This window comes from Streptomyces sp. NPDC059740 (assembly GCF_042733155.1).
Lineage (GTDB): Bacteria > Actinomycetota > Actinomycetes > Streptomycetales > Streptomycetaceae > Streptomyces.
The window spans coordinates 1-14,202 of sequence record NZ_JBHWGP010000015.1 but is presented as its reverse complement, the minus strand read 5'-3'; the positions used below and the strand labels follow the sequence as shown (position 1 = coordinate 14,202).

The 14,202-nt window shown below is 72.0% G+C and carries 13 protein-coding genes; 7 read left to right on the top strand and 6 right to left on the bottom strand.

Features of this window, described 5'->3' with window-relative positions:
- Nucleotides 1-116 precede the first annotated feature (116 nt).
- The 4 genes from ACFV3R_RS19145 (at nucleotide 117) to ACFV3R_RS19130 (ending at nucleotide 5,148) form a co-directional block, all read left to right on the top strand.
- Nucleotides 117-1,433 carry an extracellular solute-binding protein gene (locus ACFV3R_RS19145; protein WP_385583910.1) on the top strand — a complete coding sequence of 439 codons (1,317 nt, stop codon included), beginning with the start codon at nucleotides 117-119 and terminating at the stop codon, nucleotides 1,431-1,433.
- A 209-nt stretch (nucleotides 1,434-1,642) separates the two neighbouring features.
- A complete protein-coding gene (locus ACFV3R_RS19140; protein WP_385583907.1) occupies nucleotides 1,643-2,641 on the top strand; it encodes a carbohydrate ABC transporter permease in 999 nt (332 codons plus the stop codon).
- 18 nt (nucleotides 2,642-2,659) lie between these two features.
- Entirely contained in the window at nucleotides 2,660-3,586 is a 927-nt protein-coding gene (locus ACFV3R_RS19135) for a carbohydrate ABC transporter permease (RefSeq protein ID WP_385583903.1), read from the top strand.
- A gap of 104 nt (nucleotides 3,587-3,690) precedes the next feature.
- On the top strand, nucleotides 3,691-5,148 hold the full coding sequence (locus ACFV3R_RS19130) for a GH1 family beta-glucosidase (protein WP_385583900.1): 1,458 nt from the start codon (nucleotides 3,691-3,693) through the stop codon (nucleotides 5,146-5,148).
- Nucleotides 5,149-5,471: 323 nt separating this feature from the next.
- Here the strand turns inward: ACFV3R_RS19130 and ACFV3R_RS19125 are convergent, their stop codons facing one another.
- The gene (locus tag ACFV3R_RS19125) at nucleotides 5,472-6,479 is read right to left on the bottom strand and encodes an ROK family protein (protein WP_385583897.1); all 1,008 of its coding nucleotides are present in this window, start codon (nucleotides 6,477-6,479) and stop codon (nucleotides 5,472-5,474) included.
- Complete coding sequence (locus ACFV3R_RS19120; RefSeq protein WP_385583894.1) at nucleotides 6,476-7,930, bottom strand: APC family permease; 1,455 nt, start codon at nucleotides 7,928-7,930, stop codon at nucleotides 6,476-6,478. Before ACFV3R_RS19120 ends, ACFV3R_RS19125 begins: the two co-directional genes overlap by 4 nt.
- Nucleotides 7,931-8,048: 118 nt before the next feature.
- Between ACFV3R_RS19120 and ACFV3R_RS19115 the strand changes: the two genes are divergently transcribed.
- Nucleotides 8,049-9,269 (top strand): ROK family transcriptional regulator, encoded by a 1,221-nt coding sequence (locus ACFV3R_RS19115; protein ID WP_385583891.1) that lies wholly within the window; start codon nucleotides 8,049-8,051, stop codon nucleotides 9,267-9,269.
- A gap of 268 nt (nucleotides 9,270-9,537) precedes the next feature.
- Here ACFV3R_RS19115 and ACFV3R_RS19110 read toward each other — a convergent pair whose 3' ends face one another.
- Nucleotides 9,538-10,203: a TetR/AcrR family transcriptional regulator gene (locus ACFV3R_RS19110; protein WP_385583887.1), complete on the bottom strand. Its 666-nt coding sequence runs from the start codon at nucleotides 10,201-10,203 to the stop codon at nucleotides 9,538-9,540.
- A 16-nt stretch (nucleotides 10,204-10,219) separates the two neighbouring features.
- Complete coding sequence (locus ACFV3R_RS19105; RefSeq protein ID WP_385583884.1) at nucleotides 10,220-10,978, bottom strand: SDR family oxidoreductase; 759 nt, start codon at nucleotides 10,976-10,978, stop codon at nucleotides 10,220-10,222.
- A 115-nt stretch (nucleotides 10,979-11,093) separates the two neighbouring features.
- On the opposite strand from ACFV3R_RS19105, the gene ACFV3R_RS19100 reads away from it, so the two are divergent.
- Entirely contained in the window at nucleotides 11,094-12,041 is a 948-nt protein-coding gene (locus tag ACFV3R_RS19100) for a zinc-binding alcohol dehydrogenase family protein (RefSeq protein ID WP_385583881.1), read from the top strand.
- 88 nt (nucleotides 12,042-12,129) lie between these two features.
- Here the strand turns inward: ACFV3R_RS19100 and ACFV3R_RS19095 are convergent, their stop codons facing one another.
- A complete protein-coding gene (locus tag ACFV3R_RS19095) occupies nucleotides 12,130-12,327 on the bottom strand; it encodes a DUF397 domain-containing protein (protein ID WP_385583878.1) in 198 nt (65 codons plus the stop codon).
- Nucleotides 12,324-13,190, bottom strand: coding sequence for a helix-turn-helix domain-containing protein (locus tag ACFV3R_RS19090; protein WP_385583874.1), 867 nt, complete (start codon nucleotides 13,188-13,190; stop codon nucleotides 12,324-12,326). Before ACFV3R_RS19090 ends, ACFV3R_RS19095 begins: the two co-directional genes overlap by 4 nt.
- Before the next feature lie 222 nt (nucleotides 13,191-13,412).
- Here ACFV3R_RS19090 and ACFV3R_RS19085 point away from each other — a divergent pair, with 222 nt between their 5' ends.
- The gene (locus ACFV3R_RS19085) at nucleotides 13,413-13,829 is read left to right on the top strand and encodes an ATP-binding protein (protein ID WP_385583871.1); all 417 of its coding nucleotides are present in this window, start codon (nucleotides 13,413-13,415) and stop codon (nucleotides 13,827-13,829) included.
- Nucleotides 13,830-14,202: the final 373 nt, after the last annotated feature.

Genomic DNA, 14,202 nt, shown 5'->3' with positions numbered 1-14,202 from the left:
GGATGTTGGGGTCCACAGGCTTCCGTGGGAGAGGCGGGGCGGCGCCCGGCCGGCGAGGGCAGACCAGTCCGTCGCGACGAGGCGGCGAGGCTCGGCCCACAGATAGGAGTTGTGCAATGCGTATCTCTCGTGCCGGCGGTCGTCGCCGTGGCGTGACGGTGGCGGCCACGGCGGTCGTGGCCGCGTCCGCCCTGCTGCTGACCGGATGCGGCGACGGTGGTGACACCGACGCTGCGGAGTCCGGCGGCAAGATCACGCTGACCGTCGGCGACTACGGGCAGTTCGGCTACAAGGAGGCCAAGCTGTTCGAGAAGTACCACCAACTCCACCCGAACATCACGGTGAAGGAGGACACGACCGCCAACGAGCAGGACTACTACCCCAAGCTGCTCCAGGAGCTGAACAGCGGCAGCGGTCTGGCGGACGTGCAGGGCATCGAGGTCGGCCGCATCAAGGAGGTCGTCGACACCCAGGCCGCCAAGTTCGAGGACCTCAGCAAGACCATCAAGGTCGACGACTGGGTCTCCTGGAAGGAGCAGCAGGCCACCGCCGCCGACGGCACCGTGATCGGCGCGGGCACCGACATCGGCCCCATGTCCCTGTGCTACCGGCGGGACCTCTTCCAGAAGGCGGGCCTGCCCAGCGACCGCGACGAGGTGGCCAAGGCCGTCGCGGGTGGCTGGGAGGACTACCTCAAGCTCGGTGAGCAGTACAAGAAGAAGGCGCCCTCGGGTACGTACTTCATGGACTCCGCCAGCGCCATGTACAACGCGGTGGTCAGCTCCAGCGCCAAGCAGTACTACGACGCCAAGGGCAAGGTGATCTACAAGTCCAGCCCCGGCGTGAAGCAGGGCTGGAACCTCGCCGCCGAGACGGCTAAGAAGAAGCTGTCCCAGGGCCTCGCCCAGTTCACCGACGGCTGGAACGCCGCGCTGCGCAAGGGGACCGTGGCCAGTGTCGCCTGCCCGGCGTGGATGGCCGCCCAGATCTCCGTGAACTCCGGCGCCGCCTACAAGGGCAAGTGGGACATCGCCCGGGCCCCCGGCACCAGCGCCGCCAACTGGGGAGGCTCCTTCCTCTCCGTGCCCAAGAGCGGGCCCCACGTCAAGGAGGCCACCGCGCTCGTCAAGTGGCTCACCGCCCCTGAGCAGCAGGCCGCGGTCTTCAAGGCGATCGGCGTCTTCCCCTCCAACACCGGCGCCTACCAGCTGGCCGACGTGAAGGACGCGAAGCTGCCCTACTTCAACAACGCGCCCATCGGCAAGATCTACGCCGACGAGGCCAAGTCCATCCCCGAGGCAGTGCTCGGCGCGAAGGACGCGTTCATCAAGGACACCGTCTCCACGCAGATCAACAACATGGAGCAGCGGGGCACCAGCCCCGGCAAGGCATGGCAGGCCGCCACCGAGGCGATCGACAAGGCCATCGGCTAGCACCACCGGGCCGTGGGGGGGGCCCCCCCCCCCCCGGCCCCCCCCCCCCGCCCCCCCCCCGCCCGCCCCCCCCCCCACGGCCGTGAGCCCGACCGCTCCCGACAGCCCCACCCAGCACGGCACCGCGGCCCGGCCGAGCTGACCGCGACCGCCCCGGCCCTCGCTCCGGTCGGCGCGGCAGGGCCGACACCCCAGGGAAGGACCTCCCAGTGGCAACCTCGACCCCGACCCGGGGTGCGTACGCCCCACCGCCTCCCGGCCCCGACGCCCCGAAGAGGGCGGCCACCGCCCGGGCCTGGCGCGCCAGGCTGTGGCGCCTCGACGACAAGGCCTCGCCCTACGCCTACATCGCCCCGTTCTTCCTCGTCTTCGGCGCCTTCGGCCTCTACCCGCTGCTCTACACCGGCTGGATAGCCCTGCACCGGGTGGAGATGACGGGGCTCGACCAGTCCGAGTGGGTCGGTCTGGACAACTTCGCCAAGATCCTCGTCGACGGGGAGTTCTGGACCGCCGTCGGCAACACCTTCGCCATCGGCGTGATGTCGACCGTCCCGCAGCTCCTGGTCGCCCTCGGCCTCGCCCACCTGCTCAACTACAAACTGCGCGCCACCACGTTCTGGCGCACCGTCATCCTGACCCCCTACGCCACCTCGGTCGCCACCGCCGCCCTGGTCTTCGCGCTGGTCTTCCGCGCCGACGGCGGGCTTCTGAACTGGCTGCTGCACTTCGTCGGGCTGGGCGAGACCAACTGGGCCAACGGACACTGGACCTCGAAGATCGCCATCTCGGTCATCGTCATCTGGCGCTGGACGGGCTACAACACGCTGATCTACCTCGCGGCGATGCAGGCCGTGCCCACCGACCTCTACGAGGCGGCGTCGATCGACGGGGCCTCGCGCTGGCAGCAGTTCCGCAAGGTGACCATCCCCTCGCTGCGCCCGACGATCCTCTTCACCGTCGTCATCTCCACCATCGGCTCCATGCAGCTCTTCGGCGAGCCACTGCTGCTGGAAGGCGGCACCCTCGGCTCCACCGGCGGCAACGAGCACCAGTACGAGACGCTCAGCGTCTACCTCTACAACTACGGCTGGAAGCTCGGTCACCTGGGCCCCGCCGCCGCAGTCGCCTGGGCCATGCTCGTCCTGCTGCTGCTCATCGCCCTGATCAACTGGATCGTCGGCCGCACCGTGCGCAAGAGCGCGGCCTGACCGGGAGCGTGACGACACATGACCATGACCAGCACCCCCAGCACCCCGGGCCTGCAAGCTCCCCGCCGCCCAGCTGCGAGCAGCCCGGCGGGCCGCCGCGGCAGACGCCCCCGGATCGGCGCCGGTGACCAGCTCAAGGGCGGCCCCTTCACCTACCTCTGCCTCGTCGTCGTGGGCATCGGCTCCCTCTTCCCGCTGTACTGGACGCTGGTGGCCGCCTCCCACGACCAGCAGGACGTCCTCAACACCCCGCCCCCGCTGCTCCCCGGCACCCGCCTCGGCCACAACCTCCAGGCCGCCTGGCAGCAGGCGAACCTGGGCAAGGCGATCGTCAACAGCCTCATCGTCTCCGGCTGCATCACGGTGGCCACGCTCCTGTTCTGCACCCTCGCGGGCTACGCCTTCGCCAAGATGCGCTTCCGCGGGCGCGGCCCGCTGATGACCGCGGTCATCGCGACCCTGACGATCCCGCCGCAGCTCAGCGTCGTCCCGCTCTTCATGATGATGTCCGGCATCGGATGGGGCGGGAAGCTGGAGTCGGTCATCTTCCCCACCCTGGTCGGCGCCTTCGGCGTCTTCTTCATGCGCCAGTACCTGATCGAGGCGCTGCCCTACGAACTCGTCGAGGCAGCCAAGGTCGACGGGGCGAACAACCTGCGCATCGTACGCAGCGTGGTCCTGCCGGTGGCCCGCCCCGCCATGATGGTGCTCGGCATGCTCACCTTCGTGCAGGCGTGGAACGACTTCTTCTGGCCCTTCCTCGCCCTCAACCAGCAGAACCCCACCATCCAGGTCGCCCTGGGACAGCTCAGCGCCTCCTACACCCCGGACCAGTCCATCGTCATGGCCGGCGCCCTGATCAGCGCCCTGCCACTGCTGATCGTCTTCGTGGTCTTCGGCAAGCAGATCGTCGGAGGCATCATGTCCGGCGCCGTCAAGGGCTGACCCCCCTGTCCCCACCCCGCCCGGGCGCCACCGCCCGGGCGGGCCCCACCCACGTCCACCGGCCCATCCCCGCCTGCGACGTCACCTCCGGGAGCACTCTCACCATGACCGCCACAGAATCCGAGACCCACCTCCAGAGCACCCCCGCCGCCGAGCCCTTCCCGCCCGGCTTCGTCTGGGGCGCCGCGACCGCCGCCTACCAGGTCGAGGGCGCCGCCGCGGAGGACGGCCGGACCCCGTCCATCTGGGACACCTTCAGCCACACCCCGGGCCGGGTCCTGGGCGGCGACACGGGGGACGTCGCCGCCGACCACTACCACCGCTACCGCGACGACGTCCGGCTGATGAAGGACCTCGGCCTGGCGGCGTACCGTTTCTCCGTCTCCTGGTCCCGCGTGCAGCCCACCGGTCGGGGACCCGCGGTCCAACGCGGCCTCGACTTCTACCGGCGGCTCACCGACGCCCTCCTGGAAGCCGGCATCACCCCGGTCGCCACCCTCTACCACTGGGACCTGCCGCAGGACCTGGAGGACGCCGGCGGCTGGCCGCACCGCGACACCGCCCACCGCTTCGCCGAGTACGCGGCGCTGGTCGGCGACGCGCTGGGGGACCGCATCGGCTTCTGGACCACCCTCAACGAGCCCTGGTGCTCGGCGTTCCTGGGCTACGGCTCCGGGGTGCACGCCCCGGGGCGCACCAACCCGGCCGCCACCCTCCGCGCCGCCCACCACCTCAACCTGGCCCACGGGGAGGCCGTCGGTGCCCTGCGCGCACGCCTCCCCGCCCGCGCGCAGATCTCCGTGACGCTCAACCTGCACCAGATCCGCCCCCTGACCGAGGCCGCCGCGGACGTGGACGCCGCACGCCGCATCGACGCGGTCGGCAACCGCATCTTCACCGGCCCCATCCTGACCGGCGCCTACCCCGAGGACCTGCTGGCCGACACCGCGCGGGTGGTCGACTGGGACGGCCTGGTCCACCCCGGCGACCTGGAGACCATCTCCCGCCCCATCGACGTGCTGGGCGTCAACTACTACACCCCGACGGTGGTCTCCCGCCCCGCCGACGGGGCCGGTGACTCCGCCGACGACGGGCACGGACGCAGCGACCACTCCCCGTGGACCGGTTCCGAGGACGTGGCCTTCCACCTCGCCGAGGGTCGGCGCACCGCCATGAACTGGGCGGTCGACGCCGACGGGCTGTACACGCTGCTGCGCGGGCTCAGCGAACAGTTCCCGAGGCTGCCGCTGATGGTCACCGAGAACGGGGCCGCCTACGAGGACGTCCTCACCCCCGAGGGGACGGTCGAGGACCCGGAGCGCATCGCCTACCTGCACAGCCATCTGGCCGCGGTGCGGCGGGCCGTCACCGACGGGGTCGACGTCCGCGGCTACTTCCTCTGGTCGCTGATGGACAACTTCGAGTGGGCGTACGGCTACTCCAAGCGCTTCGGAGCCGTCTACGTCGACTACCCCACCCAGCGCCGCATCCCCAAGGCCAGCGCCCACTGGTACGCCGAGGTGATCCGGCGGCACGGCCTGCCGCCGGAGCAGGTGGGCTGAGGCGGCCCGGCGGCGGCTGGCCGGGGCGGCGGGCCCGGGGCCCCGGGCCGTGCCGCGACGCCCCCGGTGTGCCGCCGCCACGTAAAAGGCCCGTGCGGTGACCGGACCGTGCGGGCTGCCGGGGACGACGCGGGGCCGAGACGTCGGCGGCAGTCGTGCAGCGACCGAGGTCCGCGCGGCCCGAGCCCTGCTCCCGGCCTTCGGTACAGCCCGCCGTGTACCACTCCGGCGCGGCGGCCGGTGCGGAGGCGAGGACGGTACGGCACGGGGACGCGGATGGTCCAGAGGCCGGCTTCGGCGAACGGGCGCCCGCCGCTCCGGACTCACGGCCCGGTAACCACCTTCCCACAGCTGGGAGTTGACGCCCCGCCCCGCTGTCCGGCTGCCGCGTCCAGGGCCAGGAGGACGGCCCCGGTGAGCGGCGCCGTCTCGGTGAAGCGGGCGGGCACGAGGGACGGGGGGAAGGGGACGGCCCGGTCCAGGATGTGGCGCAGCCTGGGAAGGACGCGGTCGGCCGAACGGGTCAGGCCGCCACCGACGGCTACGGTGTCCGGGTCCAGCGCGATGGCGAGGTTGGCGAGGTGCACGCCGAGCGTGTCCAGCGCCTCGTCCACCAACTGGGCCACCGCCGGGTCGTGCCCGGCGAGGGCGAACACCTCGGCAGTGGTGACCGCACGGCCCAGCAGCGCGGAGCCGCGGTCGGCGAGAGCGCGCCCGGAGACGTGCTGCTCCAGCGGGGCGCGGCCGTCGCCGAGCCCCGCGAGGTCGGCGACGCCCAGCAGTTGGGAGCCGATCTCCCCGGCCGCCCGGTGGGCACCGTCCAGCACCCGGCCGTGGATCACCGGCGCGGCGGACAGGCCGGTGCCGAGGTTGAGGAAGATGCCGCAGTCCGACCCGGCGAGGGCGCCCCAGCGGGCCTCGGCCAGGGCGGCGGCCTTGACGTCGGTCTCGACCGCCACGGTGTCGGTGCCGAAGGCGGCACGCAGCGTGGCGGGCAGCGCGAGCCGCTCCCAGCCGGGGTTGTTGGGGGCGAGCAGGATGCGGTCCTCCCACACGATGCCCGGGGAGACCGCGGCCACCGCGCGCAGCGGGCCGTGCCCCTCGGCGGCCGTGCGGGCGACCAGTGCGCGTCCTGCCTCGCCGACCCGGCGCATGACCTGGCCGGCGCCCTGGTCGGCGAGGGTGGGGAGGGTCGTGCGGTGGAGCACGGTGCCGTCCGGGTCGGTGGTCGCCAGGGCGACCTTGGTGCCGCCGAGGTCGACGGCGAGGACGTGGAACGGCGTGGTGCCCGCCGGGGCGGCGGGGACGGCAGCGGTGGTGCTGGTGGTCATGGAGTGACCGGCTCCTTGGGGACGTCGGGTGAGGCTCCGGCGTACTGCTCGTGGATCTGCCTGTCGCCGAAGGGCCAGATGCGCTCCTTGCGGGCCCACAGCAGGAACGCCAGGACGCCGAGGGCGACCCACGCCAGCGACCACTCGATGGGGTGGCGGCCCGGGGCGTTGTGGTCGGCGTAGACGTAGATGTAGGCCCAGCCGGCGAAGGCCAGCACGCTCGGCAGCGGGTAGAGCCACATCCGGTAGGGGCGGCGCAGGTGCGGTTGCCGTCTGCGCAACACGGTCAGCGCCACGATCTGCGAGAGCGTCTGGACCAGCACCATGACGGTGGTCAGCAGCTGGATGAGGGTGCCCATGTCGGTGTGCCGGCCGATCATGAAGCCCACCGCGGTGATCAGGCCCATCGTGACCAGGCCGACCATGGGAAAGCCGTGCCGCGGGTGCAGGCGCGCGAAGGAACGGAAGAAGACGCCGTCCCGCGCGGCGTCGAACGGGATGCGCGAGCCGGCGAGCAGTCCCGCGAGGACCGAGGCGAAGGCGGTGACCAGGATGAGGACGGTGACCACCTGGGCCGGGCCGCGGCCCCAGGCCTGTTCGAGGACGACCGAGGCCATCGACTGGTAGACGGCCGAGCCGGGGTCGAGCATCCGGTGCCAGTCGACCGCGCCGAGCACGCCGACCTGTAGCAGCAGGTAGATCACCATGACCCCGAGGATGGCGGTGACGGTCGAGCGCGGCAGGGTGCGCCCCGGGTTCTTCAACTCGCTGCCGAGGTAGGCCGCGGTGTTGTAGCCGAGGTAGTCGTACACCCCGACCGCGAGGCCGGCGCCGAAACCGGTCCAGAACCTCGCCCCGGACAGGTCGAAGGCGCCACGGGGGTAGTCGAAGGCGTGCGCGGCGTCGAAGTGGCTGTAGGCGGCGGCGACGACCAGCACCACGGCGAGCAGCATGACGCCCCACATGACGGTGGTGAGCCGGGCGACGGAGTCGACGCGGCGCCACAGCAGCAGCACGATCAGGGCGATCAGGCCCAGACCGACCAGGTCGCCGGAGACCTGCCCCATCGACGGCCACAGGTAGCCGAGGTACTGGACCAGGCCGACGACACCGGTGGACATGATGAGGGGGACGAAGAGGATCGCCGTCCAGACGAACAGGAACGGCATCAGCTTGCCGCTGCGGTACTGGAACGCCTCCCGGAGGTAGACGTAGGTGCCGCCGGCGCCGGGCATCGCGGCACCCAGTTCCGCCCAGACGAGGCCGTCGAAGAGGGCGAGGAGGGCACCGGCCACCCAGCCGAGGACGGCCTGCGGCCCGCCGAAGGCGGCGACCATGAGCGGGATGGTGATGAACGGGCCGACGCCGACCATCTGGCTCATGTTCAACGCGGTGGCCGGGAGCAGGCCTATCCGACGGGCCAGGCCGCCGGTGGAGGGGGGAGACGACACGACGCTGCGCCTTTGCAGTGGGACGATGGTCCGGTGAATGTAACGAGTCCTTCTTAACAAAATCAACAGGTCGGGTGACCTGCCTGGTTCCCGCCGGCCACGTGGAAGGATGACGGCCATGCCCACGAAAGCGAACAGCCTGGTCTCGCCCCCCTCGCGCACGGCCATGCGGGGACCGGGCAGCATGCGCCAGGCGAACGAGTGGGTCGTCCTGCGGCACCTGCGAGGACAGGCGCCGCTGTCCACCTCGCAGCTGTCCTCCGGCACCGGACTCTCGCGCCCCACCGTGAACCTCGCCGTGGCCCGCCTGGAGGCGGCCGGACTGGTGCGTCAGACGGGCCTGCGCACCGGCCGCGCCGGCCGAGCCCCCCGCCTGTGGGAGCCGGACGTCGACGCCGGCCGCGTGGTCAGCGTCCACGTCAGCTCGCACCGGATCCGGCTGGCCCTGGCCGACCTGGGCGAGACCGTCGTCGAACGCCGGCAGGAACCGGCGCAGACCCGCGACGCCACACAACTCGTCCAGCAGATCGCCCGGTTGGTGACCGACCTGCTGGAGGGCAACGGGGTCGCCCGCAGCGACGTGCACAGCATCGTCATCGCAAGCCCGGGCATCTACGACCCGGCCTCCCGACGGGTGCGGCAGGCCGTCAACATCCCCGGCTGGGACCGGCCGGCCGTCGTCGCGCTGCTCGCGGAGGAACTCGGGGACCGGGTCAGCTTCGAGAACGACGTCGACCTGGCGGCGCTGGGCGAGCAGGCGGCCGGTGTCGGCCGCGGCATCGACGACTTCGTCTTCCTCTCCGTCGGCACCGGGATCGGCATCGGCACGATCACCGGCGGCCGGTTGCACCGCGGGGCGCGGGGCGCGGCCGGCGAGGCGTCCTTCCTGCTGGTGGGCGACCCCACGGGCCTCCCCGCCGGGGAACTGCGGGAGCGCGGCATGTTCGAGAGCAGCGCGGGAGCCGAGGCGATCGTGGCGGCGGCCCGGGAGGCCGGCCTGGGCGCCGACTGCACGCCGGACCAGGTCTTCACTGCGGCCCGGCAGGGGGACCCGGCCGCCGCGGCCGTCATCGCGCGGGAGACCGACCTCCTCGCGCGCGCCCTCGTCCCCGTCATCGCACTGCTCGACCCCCAGCTGATCGTGCTCGGCGGCAGCGCCCTCGGCCGGCACGCCCCGCACCTGGTGAAGCCGCTCGTGCAGCGGCTCACCGAACTCATCCCGCTGCCGCTCCCCGACCTCGCGGCCTCCACCGTGGGGGAGGACGCCACGGTCACCGGCGGCATCGCCCAGGCCACCGCCATCGCCTGGCGGCACGCCTACTTGCTGTCGCAGGGGTGAGCGGTCGGCCGTTCGCGGGCCCCGGCGCAGACGGAGGACGTCCCCGGACGCCGACCACCGGCGCGGTGGGCGTGAGTGCCCCGGCCGCCGGAGCGCCCGCACCGCACCGGCTCGTGGACGCAGTCGTGCCCGCGACACCGTCCCGGTCGGCGAGGAGGCCACCGCGCTCGGCGCGCACCGCGCGCCTGGACCCGCCGCGTCCGAGCCTTCTGACCGTCCGCCGGTGCGCCGACGGTCTACCCCCCACCCGGCGGTGCGCCCCACTGCCTCAGCTCTCCGGCGCGTTCCACAACGCGCGCAGCTCCGCCCAGTTCGGCGGCGGGCCGTGCAGGGGGTCGGGCCCGGCGGCGCCGGAGGCCCGCAGTCCGCAGAGGACCAGGTCCAGGTAGCGCAGGTGCAGCGAGACGGCCCGCACGTCGGTGACGGGCATTCGTGCGGTGAGGTGTTCGAGCAGCAGGGGGACGTCGGCGGAGGTGAAGTCCGCACGCAGCGCCCCTGCCCGGTGCGCACCCTCCACCAGTTCGTCGAGGGCGGCCCGCAGTCCGGTGGCGGCGGCAGTGATCTCCTCCGTGGCCGGCAGCCGGCCGCCGACCAGCGGGAGCAGAGGACTGCCCGACCCGTGGGTGGAGAGCGCCTCGCGAAAGAAGCGGGTGAAGGCCGCCCAGGGGTCGGGCTCTTGGGCCAGGGCCGTCCGTGCCTGCGCGGCGAGCTGCTCCATCCCCACGACACGCATCCGCTGGGCCAGCAGTTCCTTACTGGGGTAGCGGCGGTAGAGACTGCCCATGCCGATGCCGGCCCGCCGCGCGATCTCCGAGACGGGCGCGTCCCAGCCCAGCTCGGCGAAGACCTCGCGCGCGGCCTCCATCAGGCGTGCGTCGTTGCGGTCCGCCTCCCGCCGGCGGCCACGAGGCGCGCCGGTCTGCGTGTCACCCATGGAACGGCATTCTCCTTCAGCGCCGGGCCACGCCGTGTCCACCGTCGACGGTGAGCACCTCGCCCGTGACGAAAGCCGCCTCCTCGCCGACGAGCATGGCGATGGCCCGGGCCACGTCCTCCGCTTCCGCGACCCGGCCCAGCGGGGTATTGCGCGCCAGCCGCTGCTGGAACTCCTGCGGCATGTGCGCGCTGGCCTCGGTGCGGACGTAGCCGGGTGCCACGACGTTGACGGTGACGCCCAGGGGGCCGGCCTCGTGGGCGACGAAGCGGGCGAAGGTGTTCAGGGCCGCCTTGGCGGTGCCGTGGGCCGCCATGCCGGGGGCGGGCGGGCCGTCGGCCACGGCGCTGGAGACGTACACGATGCGGCCGTGCCCCTGAGCCGCCATCAGCCGCAGCGCCTGCTGGGTGAGGGTGTAGACCGAGGCGAGCTCGTCGGTGACCTTGGTCCGGAAGTCGTCCCAGGTGAGGCTCTGCACGGGGGCGGGGACGAAGCGGGCGCCGGCGTTGCAGACGAGGACGTCCAGGCGCCCGTCGGCCGCGGCCTGCCCGAACAGGTCGGCCGCCTGGACGGGGTCGGACACGTCGGCCTGTATCGCGAAGGCCTCGCCGCCGTCGGCCTCGATGAGCTTGACCACCTGGTCGGCCGCATCGCGCCGGGAGAAGTAGTTGACGGCCACGCGGTAGCCGCGAGCCGCGAGTTCCCGGGAGGTGGCGGCGCCGATCCCCCGGCTGCCGCCGGTCACCAGAGCCGTCGCCTTGGTCGTGGTGTTCATGGTGTCCTCCGTGTCGGCGGGTCCGTCCGGATGAAAAGCTATCGGAGCGGAGCGCTCCGTTCAAACAGTGCGCCGGGCGGGAATCAGTCCCCCCGGCGCCGTGTTGAGCGCCGACATGAGCGAAGCAGTGGTAGCGCGGGCCTACGGCGGTCCCGAAGTGCTGGCCGTGACCGATGCCGACGTACCGCAGCCCGGTCCGGGCCAGGTGCGCATCGAGGTCCGTGCCGTCGGCGTCAACCCCGTCGACCACAAGCTGTACAGCGGTGCCTTCGGGGCCGACCCGGCGAAGCTGCCGATGCGGCTCGGCTCCGAGGCGGCCGGTGTGGTGACCGCGGTCGGCGCCGGTGCGAGCGGCCCCGCCGGCCCGGTCGAGGTCGGTGACGAGGTGATCGCCTATCGGGCGCCGGGCGCGTACGCCACCGAACTCCTCGTCCCCGCCTCGTCGGTGGTGCCCAAGCCCGCCGGTCTCTCCTGGGAGCAGGCCGGCGGGCTGATGGTCGCCGGCGTCACCGCCGTGCACGTCCTCGAAGCGATCGGCCTGGGCGGAAAGGAGACGGTGCTCGTCCACGGCGCCGCCGGAGGCGTCGGCCTGTTCGCCGTGCAACTGGCCGTCGCACGCGGCGCCACGGTGCTGGGAACGGCGAGCCCCGCCAAGCACGACGTGCTGCGCGGCCTGGGGGCGGTTCCGGTCGCGTACGGGCCGGGCCTGGCCGACCGGGTACGCGCGGCAGCGCCCGAGGGCGTGCACGCGGCCGCCGACCTGGTGGGCACCGACGAGGCGGTGGACGTCTCGCTGGAACTCGTGGCGGACCGGTCCCGCATCGCCACCATCGCGGCGTTCGAGCGCGGGGCCGGTGCCGGCATCAAGCGCCTGGGCGGCGGGCCCGGCGCGGACCCCGGCACGGAGATCCGAGCCGCCGCGCGCCTCCAGCTCACCGAGGCCGCGCAGGCCGGACGGCTGCACGTCGAGATCGCCGCCGGCTACCCGCTCCGCGAAGCCGCTGCTGCCCACCGGCGCATCATGACCGGCCGCACGACGGGGAAGATCGTCCTGATTCCGTGACGCTGCCGCGACGGCGGCGCTTCGCGGAAGACCTCAGCGCCCTGCCGTCCTTGGGCGGGCGGCAGGGCGCACGTAACGACATCGGCCGTCAGACCTCCCTGAGGAACCCTGCCCACGCCTCACGTGACACACGGACGACGGGCCCGGCCACGGTTTTGGAGTCCCGGACGTGCACGACTTCCGGGTCAGCCGCCACCTCGACGCAGTCGCCGCCCTCTGCTCCGCTGTAGCTGCTCTTGAACCAGGCGAGGCCGGACGCGACGGCCGAGGACTCAGCGGTGTTCATAGCTCTCCCAGCAACCTCTCGATGAGCTCCAGAGACTCTCGCGGAGTGCGAGCCTGCGATCGGATGATCCCATAACGGGCGGCAGCGAGCGCTGCTTGCTGGGGGTCGGTCTGAAGCGTGCTGGATCCCTGCGCCTCGGTATAGGTGAACTTCTTGCCGTCGTCACGCGTGACGACCGTGAATGCTCCGTCCACGCCGGCGTTTTCCTCGCAGCCGAGCGGCATCGCCTGGATCTCGACGTTTCGCTTCTGGCCGACGAGCAGCAGATGTTCCAACTGCCCTCGAAGCACGTCCCTTCCTCCAAGCCGGCGTCGCAATACCGACTCGTCCATCACGAAGCTGAGAAGTGGCGCGGGGTGTCGGTCGAGGATGTCCTGCCGGGCCAACCGAGCGGCCACGCGTTGCTCGATGGTCTCCTGGTCCAGAGGGGGGCGCCGCATGGCCAGCACCGCCCTCATGTAGTCCTCGGTCTGCAGCAGGCCCTTGACCACCAGCGTGTCGTACGAGAGCAGCTCGATGGCTACCTTCTCCAGGGCTGCCATCCCTTGGAAGAACACCGGGTACTGAGCCCGCTCCACCTGCTCCTTCCACACCGTCAGCAACCCACCCGCGTCCAGAACCTCGTCCGCCCGCTCGATGGTCCTGGGCGACGGAATGCGCCGGCCCTGCTCGTAGGAGGCGACCGTGGACGCCGAGTACCCGATCCGCCGCCCGAACTCCTCACGCTCTAGGCCCGCCCGCATTCGCAGCGTCTTCAACGTCTGCCCGAACGCGATGACGACAGCCTGGCCGGACGTGTCCGCCTCCTGCCCCGCGTCCTCTGCCGGCACGATCCCGGCCCTCTCGCCCGTACCCTCGGTCATCACTACCGCCTCCCTGGCCCAACGCCGCCCCGGCGGACTCGTCACACCGCGCACCTCGTACCCGTACCGCCGCCGCGGGTACAACGGGCCGCGTCGGTATGTCACCACTGGTCACGCTACGCGACCGCGGACACCGTTGTCGGCATGACGACTCAACTCTCCGGTCCCAGCGGCGCATCCCAACCAGGCTCATCCGGCGTCGACTTGGGCTGCGTCTTCCGGATGCGTTTCACCTCCACCCCACGCGGTGCACGCCTCGCCCGCCGACTGGCCGCGCACCGGCTGGACACCTGGGGCCTCCCGTACGGGGCCGGCCGGCACGAAGACATCGTGCTGGTCCTCGGCGAGCTGGCCACCAACGCCGTACGGCACGGCCACGTCACCGGGCGGGACTTCCACCTGTTCCTGCATGCGAACGCACCCACCCGCACGATCAGGATCGAGGTCACCGACACCCGTACTGAATGCACGCCGCCTGAAGCGGGAGGGCTGCCAAGGCCCGGCTCCGAAAACCCCCGCGGCCGGGGGCTGCTTCTCGTCGAGGCACTCGCCACTCGCTGGGGCTGGCATCATAGACGCGGAGGTCCGGGCAAGACCGTATGGGCGGAGTGCGTGTTCGCAACTCCCATGAGTCCGTGACCGGGTGGAGGAATGCGCCGAGATGACCCCCGGCGACAGCTGCTCAGCTGACCTGTGGAAGCGACCGACCGTTTACCTCTGACCTGGGGAAATGCCCTTCGTTGTTTCACGCTTGTGTCCCTTGATGCGGCCGAGGGGTTCAGGCAAGTCCCAGGGGGCTCCCAAGGGTGCCGGGTGCTCTGGCCAGCGCATGCGGGCTGTGCAAGGAGCCTTGGAGCTCCGCAGTCGAGGGCGTTCTTCGGCCGTGGCAGAGACGGATCCAGGGCGTGGGGGAGGAGGGCTTACTGATCGTTTCAGAATGAGGTTCGGAGGCGGCGGAGGCATATCAGGCTGCAGGCCAGTTCGAGCAGGGCCTGGTGGAGGTCGGCACGTC

Coding starts and splice junctions, on each gene's coding strand:
- ACFV3R_RS19110 (WP_385583887.1), bottom strand. CDS start 10,203: ATGGGTGACACGCAGACCGGCGCGCCTCGTGGCCGCCGGCGGGAGGCG.
- ACFV3R_RS19130 (WP_385583900.1), top strand. CDS start 3,691: ATGACCGCCACAGAATCCGAGACCCACCTCCAGAGCACCCCCGCCGCC.
- ACFV3R_RS19125 (WP_385583897.1), bottom strand. CDS start 6,479: ATGACCACCAGCACCACCGCTGCCGTCCCCGCCGCCCCGGCGGGCACC.
- ACFV3R_RS19145 (WP_385583910.1), top strand. CDS start 117: ATGCGTATCTCTCGTGCCGGCGGTCGTCGCCGTGGCGTGACGGTGGCG.
- ACFV3R_RS19095 (WP_385583878.1), bottom strand. CDS start 12,327: ATGAACACCGCTGAGTCCTCGGCCGTCGCGTCCGGCCTCGCCTGGTTC.
- ACFV3R_RS19135 (WP_385583903.1), top strand. CDS start 2,660: ATGACCATGACCAGCACCCCCAGCACCCCGGGCCTGCAAGCTCCCCGC.
- ACFV3R_RS19105 (WP_385583884.1), bottom strand. CDS start 10,978: ATGAACACCACGACCAAGGCGACGGCTCTGGTGACCGGCGGCAGCCGG.
- ACFV3R_RS19090 (WP_385583874.1), bottom strand. CDS start 13,190: ATGACCGAGGGTACGGGCGAGAGGGCCGGGATCGTGCCGGCAGAGGAC.
- ACFV3R_RS19085 (WP_385583871.1), top strand. CDS start 13,413: ATGCGTTTCACCTCCACCCCACGCGGTGCACGCCTCGCCCGCCGACTG.
- ACFV3R_RS19115 (WP_385583891.1), top strand. CDS start 8,049: ATGCCCACGAAAGCGAACAGCCTGGTCTCGCCCCCCTCGCGCACGGCC.
- ACFV3R_RS19100 (WP_385583881.1), top strand. CDS start 11,094: ATGAGCGAAGCAGTGGTAGCGCGGGCCTACGGCGGTCCCGAAGTGCTG.